The organism is Parcubacteria group bacterium (genome assembly GCA_041657845.1).
Lineage (GTDB): Bacteria > Patescibacteriota > Minisyncoccia > Moranbacterales > JAKLHP01 > JAKLHP01.
Genome location: JBBABD010000051.1, coordinates 1 through 4,602, shown reverse-complemented (window position 1 = coordinate 4,602; position 4,602 = coordinate 1). Strand labels below are relative to the sequence as shown.

At 38.4% G+C, this 4,602-nt stretch carries 5 protein-coding genes and 1 rRNA gene; all 6 read left to right on the top strand.

From position 1 onward, the window contains the following. Window positions 1-87: 87 nt before the first annotated feature. Window positions 88-504 (top strand): phosphoribosyl-AMP cyclohydrolase, encoded by a 417-nt coding sequence (locus WC906_05210; GenBank protein MFA5777803.1) that lies wholly within the window; start codon window positions 88-90, stop codon window positions 502-504. A 111-nt stretch (window positions 505-615) separates the two neighbouring features. Continuing rightward, window positions 616-1,014, top strand: a complete 399-nt coding sequence (gene msrB, locus WC906_05205) for a peptide-methionine (R)-S-oxide reductase MsrB (GenBank protein ID MFA5777802.1) — start codon at window positions 616-618, stop codon at window positions 1,012-1,014. Next, complete coding sequence (gene msrA, locus WC906_05200; protein MFA5777801.1) at window positions 1,007-1,459, top strand: peptide-methionine (S)-S-oxide reductase MsrA; 453 nt, start codon at window positions 1,007-1,009, stop codon at window positions 1,457-1,459. Before msrB ends, msrA begins: the two co-directional genes overlap by 8 nt. Window positions 1,460-1,566: 107 nt before the next feature. Next, window positions 1,567-2,580 carry a hypothetical protein gene (locus tag WC906_05195; GenBank protein MFA5777800.1) on the top strand — a complete coding sequence of 338 codons (1,014 nt, stop codon included), beginning with the start codon at window positions 1,567-1,569 and terminating at the stop codon, window positions 2,578-2,580. A gap of 323 nt (window positions 2,581-2,903) precedes the next feature. After that, complete coding sequence (locus WC906_05190) at window positions 2,904-3,227, top strand: hypothetical protein (GenBank protein ID MFA5777799.1); 324 nt, start codon at window positions 2,904-2,906, stop codon at window positions 3,225-3,227. 658 nt (window positions 3,228-3,885) lie between these two features. After that, window positions 3,886-4,602, top strand: a 23S ribosomal RNA gene (locus WC906_05185); the annotation flags it as partial.

The window sequence follows — 4,602 nt, the reverse complement described above, 5'->3', positions numbered from 1 at the left end:
GATTTTTAGTTATTTAAAAATTTAATAAAAGAAGGAGGTGAAAGTAGATGTTCTGTAATAGCAGTAAAAATAAAAAAGGAGGAATTTATGGAAACAAGAGATTATGTCAGAAAAGTTATTAAGTTTGAAAAACTGAGTAGATTTTTTCAGGGAAATCCAAATGGCATTGTTCCTGTGGCAGTGCAGGATTATCTGTCAGGTAAAATACTGATGATAGCTCATGCCGACGTTAGTGCGATTATTTATTCGCTTGAAAACAAAGTAGCAGCATTCTGGTCAGTTTCAAGAAATGAATTTTGGATTAAGGGTAATACGTCGGGAAATTTTCTTGATGTTGTTGCAATACTTGTGGATTGCGAGTATTCATCTCTTGTCTATCTTGTTAATCCGAGAACTGAAGGTGTATGTCACAAGAAAATGCGTTCAGGTAAAAATCGTAAATCTTGTTTTTTCAAGACCATCAAGATGAAAGAGGGTGAGTCTATTGTCTTGAACGCCATTTGATTAATCTAAGGAAGGCAAAACCGCCTTCCTTTTTCTATTCATCTTTTGGGCACTATTTGCAGAATAAAGGCTTGTATTTTTTGTATTATTAAATAAATACAGATTATTTCTATGATAAAGAAAATTATAAGAAAAAAAGAGGAATGGAAAAAGATTTTAACTCCTCTCCAGTATAAAGTAATGGTGGAAAAAGGAACGGAGCCGTCTTTTGATAATGAATATAATAAGCTTGATAAAGACGGGATTTATCATTGTTCCGCTTGCAATCTTCCCCTTTTCAGTTCTAAGGATAAATATAATTCCGGAACAGGATGGCCTAGTTTTACCCAGCCGATTATTCGGGAAAATGTCGAATTAGTGCCAATTGGCGATTATTCTGAGGTTCTCTGTGCGCGTTGTGAGCTTCACCTGGGACATATTTTCAATGACGGGCCAAGTCCAACTGGTAATAGATTTTGCATGAATTCAGTAGCGCTTAAATTTTATCCAGAAAATAAATATTATGCTTGAAACCGCAACATTCGCAGCAGGTTGTTTTTGGGGAGTGGAAAAAATATTCTCTGGTATTAATGGCATAAAAACTACTATTGTGGGCTATACGGGCGGAATCGCTGAGGATCCAAGTTATGAAGATGTAAGTACTGAAAAAACAGAACACGTAGAAGCAGTTCAAATAAAATTCAATCCTGCAATAATTTCTTATGATAAGTTGCTTGAGATTTTCTGGAAAAGTCATGATCCTACAACTCTTAATCGCCAGGGTATGGACATGGGGACTCAATATCGTTCGGTAGTCTTTTATCATTCGCTGAATCAGAAAAAAATATCCGAAGAATCAAAGGAAAAATTAAAGAATATGAAAAAATTTAAAAACCCAATAATTACAGAAATAGTTCCGGCAACAACTTTCTACAAGGCGGAAGAGTATCATCAGAAGTATCTAGATAAAGCATAAAGTTACAGATAAAAATTATTCGTCGCCATGCTCTATTTTGAGATTTGGCTTTTTGAGATAAAGATAGTAAAATAAGCAGACTGGTTAATAAGTTAAAGTAAATCAATATGGAAGAAACAAAAGCATCTTTGCAGGAAGAACAAAAAAAGAAGTTTCTAATAAGCAAAAACGCGATTATTTTTATCGTAGCTCTGGCTTTGCTTATTGCTGTCGGAATTACCTATAAAAGTAAAACCAAAAATGTTTTGAGTCAGGATGCAGTCAAAACAAAGGTGGAAAATTTTGTAAGAGACAATCTGATCCAGCCGGGAGCGGAGTTCAGCATTACTAAAATTGAAAAACAAGGTTCTTTGTATAAAATGACTCTGTCGGTCGGCGGACAAGGACAGGCGCAAGAAATAGAAGCTTACGCAACCAACGATGGAAAGCTTTTCTTCCCGCAGGCTATTGATATGGATGAAAAAAAGGATGAGGCAAATTCTCAAAAAACTCAAGCAGCAACAGAAGCTTCCGTCAAAAATGCTGTTCCGGAAGTGGAACTATTCGTGATGAGCCAATGCCCGTATGGAGTCCAGGCAGAAAAAGGAATCCTGCCGGCAATTCAAAAACTTGGTTCGAAAGTGAATTTTAAACTGAAATTTGTGGATTATATCCTTCATGGACAAAAGGAATTTGATGAAAACCTGAACCAATATTGCATCCAAAAAGAAGAGCCAGGAAAGCTTAGCAATTATTTGAGCTGTTATAATATTTCCGGAGATTCGGCAAAGTGTTCTAATCAAGCTAAGATAAATAAAACAAAAATTACTTCTTGCGTGAACGCGACGGACAAAAGTTTGGGATTGACTGAAAAATTTAAATCCAACTCGCAAAATCCTCCTTTTGGAGTGGATGCGGATTTGAATGAAAAATATGGCGTGCAGGGTTCGCCGACTTTAGTAGTCAATGGAACGGTTATTAACTCCGGGCGTGATTCTGCCAGCTATCTTAAAGCGATTTGTTCTGGATTTGAAAACCAGCCGGCTGAATGCAGCGCGGCATTATCTTCGACCGCTCCGGCTGCCGGATTTGGCGATGGAACAGCTGTGGCAGGCGCCGGAACTGCTTCCTGTGGGAACTAAAATTTCTTGCTTACCCCAGAACCGCCTGAAATAATCTTGGGCGGTTTTTGTTATTGTAAATCATATTCTCTGCTTTTCTTTTGTCGAAAAGAAAAGCAGAAAGAAAAGAAATCGACCGCAAGGCTCGTGCTGGGCAAATTCTGACGCTTGCTTGCTAAAATTTTAGTCTTCGCTCCGCTCCGATACAAAATTTCTTAATGCTCGCAAGCTGGAATTTGCTACGCACTTCGCAAATGCGGAATTTTTTATAACCATTTGATTTTTATATTATCTTCATATAGATTATAAACAGTTGTTTTTATGATATAAACAAGGAGGTAAAAATGAATCTCAAGGATTTTAAGATTTTTAAAGATTCAAAGAAAGGAATTATTTCTCCTATAAATAAGTCTGTCGTTGGGGCAATTGAAAAATTCAATAAACCATACGAAAGAGCTTTGAAAAAAGGAGAAAAAACTCTTCGTTTTCCACAATGGAGCATCTGGAGCAGGTGTCCGAACTGCGGGTCTATTTTCTATTGGGGGTTGTTTGGGGGAAACCATGAACGGAGATGTGCCAAGTGCAAAACTACATATATTTCACGCACTGGCATGGGTTTTCTAAAAAAAGGAGTCATACCGCAGAATTCGTTTTTAAGGTGGAGATGAGGAAAATCAAGGTTGTTTTTTGAGCCTGCTTGGATGCGTCCGGCGGGCTCGAATTTTATTCGAAATGCCCTCTTGACACATTTTTTATAACTGCTAGAATGGATTCACGTGCTAATTTAAGTGTTTAAAAATAAGTAAAAATAATTTGAGAAATCAGATTAAAAAATCGAACAGCAAAAGCGGGTGAAACGTTAGCTTTTTTATTGCCTAACTTTTAATTCGCTTGAGGGCGGATTTTTTGTTTCTCAAAAATTTAGTGCTGAAACCAATTGTTAAGCTAGTAAGCTGATAACGGTTTCCGCATTATCCCGCACTAAATTTTGTACCGGCTGAAGCCGGTTTAGCACCAAAGGTGCTAGTGCAAAATTAGTGCTGGACAAGTTCGAACTTTTACAATCGAATAAAGGTCATCACAAATTTCTTAGTGTTAAAATGTCAGCGGGAATGCCCACTGGGAAAATGAGTGATAGTCAAGCAAAGTCCCGTGGGACATACACTAAGAAAACGAATATTAATACGAAATAAACAAATTTTTTAGTTAAGTTTAGTTTTTGATTCGTTAATTTAGTGTATGCCCTATGGGCAAAAGTAGGTTAAAACAATCTTAAATTATAAGGTAGCGGTTAGGAAATTCTTAACTGCTAATTCTCAAAAAATTAGAAAGGTTACTTTAACGCGTATGGTGGATGCCTTGACTCATGCGAGCGAAGAAGGACGTAGCAGGTTGCGATAATCCTCGGGGAGCTGCCAAGCAAGCTTTGATCCGGGGGTCTCCGAATGCGACAACGCATACCGATTTATCGGTATATCATTAACTGAATTCATAGGTTAATGAAGCAAACCCTGGGAATTGAAACATCTTAGTACCAGGAGGAAAAGAAATCGAAGAGATTCCGTCAGTAGTGGCGAGCGAAAGCGGAACAGCCTTTCAGTCTTTAGCATTAATGTTAATCAAACGTCTCTGGAAAGAGCGGCCAAAGAGGGTGATAGCCCCGTAGGTGAAAACATTTTTGTGGAACTAGGTCTGAGAAAAGTAGGGCGGGACCGGAGAAATCCCGTTTGAAGATGGGAGCACTACACTTCCAAGGCTAAATATTGCATGAGATCGATAGTGAACTAGTACCGTGAGGGAAAGGTGAAAAGCATCCCGGTAAGGGAGATGAAATAGTATCTGAAACCATGCGCTAACAAAGAGTTGGAGCGGTCCCGCTTAGCGGGACCGTGACAGCGTGCTTTTTGTAGAACGAGCCAACGAGTTAGTTCTATACGGTTCGTATAAGGAGCGTGAGCTCTGGATACATAGTGAAAGCGAGCGTTAATAGCGCGTTTATCGTATGGACTAGACCCGAAGCCAGGCGAGCTACATATGAGCAGG